At 50.3% G+C, this 1,272-nt stretch carries 1 pseudogene; it reads right to left on the bottom strand.

Annotated features, from left to right (window positions below):
• Positions 1 to 10: 10 nt before the first annotated feature.
• Positions 11 to 1,089, bottom strand: a pseudogene (locus tag BRW63_RS29355) (ISAs1 family transposase).
• Positions 1,090 to 1,272 lie beyond the last annotated feature (183 nt).

Genomic DNA, 1,272 nt, shown 5'->3' with positions numbered 1-1,272 from the left:
CAGGGCTGATCTATTGAAAGAAGGAAAATAGTTTCTGGACATCGTGCGCCAAGAATCGCAGCCCTCTGGTGATCGAATCAAAACCATTGAGCCGAAAGAGATTCAGGCAGAAGGTACGAACAATCCCAAAATTAACCGGCGCATTGCCATCACACAGCGGCGATTCATCCTCTTTCAACACCACATCTTTGACCCAGTGCAGCCGATTCTCAATGTGCCAGTGCGCTCGAATCTGTTGGGCAAAGCCGACCGCATCTAAAGTTAAGGAACTGATGTAGAACATCGTTTCACGATAAGGTTGACCCGCACGAGTGCCCGTGCGCTCGACTCGAACGATCCGTTGGATGCCGACCCATTGCGGATCGATGGCTGGAATTTGGTCTAAAACGCTGACGGTTCGTTGCGTCACCCGGTCATAAGTCCGTTCACTTTGCTGATCCACACTGAGCGGCGGCAGTTGTTCAAACTGCGTCTCTAATTGTCTCAACCAAGTCTGCTGGTTCCCTTTAACCGGGATCAAGTAATCATTGCCGCTGGCAATGATCTGCTGCGTGGTTTTTTTTGAGTATGGAGGGCATCGAGACTGAAGCAAACTCCCTGGAGTTGAAGCTTTTCTAATAGGACTTGAGCCGTCTTGATTTCACTACAATCGCCATTATGCATCGACTCTAAGCCCAGCACCACGCCTTGCTGGACACTGAAAGCTGAGACGACACTGACGAAGTCTTGGTAAGACTGGTCAGAATCGCGCAGACTGGCTTTGATCCCTTTACCGTCCACTGACACTTGCTCGTTGGGGGAGGGCGCACAGTGCTCTTGTGCCCACTGGTTAAACGCCTGGGTGAAGGAGACAAAATCGACTCGCACCATAATCCGCCGCAGAGTGGAAAACCCCGGCAGTCGAGCATAAGGCAGTTCCATGATCTCTAGTAATGCGGCTTGATGTCGGTTGACAAAGTCCGTTAAAGAGCGGTATCCGGTACAACCACTCATCGTGCCCATGATGATTAAGACCAGTATTACCCAGAGGGGGTAATCAGGTTGAGTGCGATAATCTCGAACGGTTTGAAGATGTTGAATTAGGCTCATAAAGCTTGGAGTTCAAGCTAGGGGATTTCTCTAGTATCTATTTTCTTTGATTAATGGATCAGCCCTGCTTAGTGGGGGTGGTGGATGTGGAAACCAAAACCGCTTACGCCCTGTCTGCCCAACAGACGCTGGCTCAAGCAGAGATGCCGAGCGAGATCACGCGGATGGATCAATATCTCTACC

Origin of the sequence: Phormidesmis priestleyi ULC007 (assembly GCF_001895925.1) — a bacterium.
Taxonomy (GTDB): domain Bacteria; phylum Cyanobacteriota; class Cyanobacteriia; order Leptolyngbyales; family Leptolyngbyaceae; genus Phormidesmis_A; species Phormidesmis_A priestleyi_A.
This window is presented reverse-complemented; position numbering and strand designations above follow the sequence as displayed.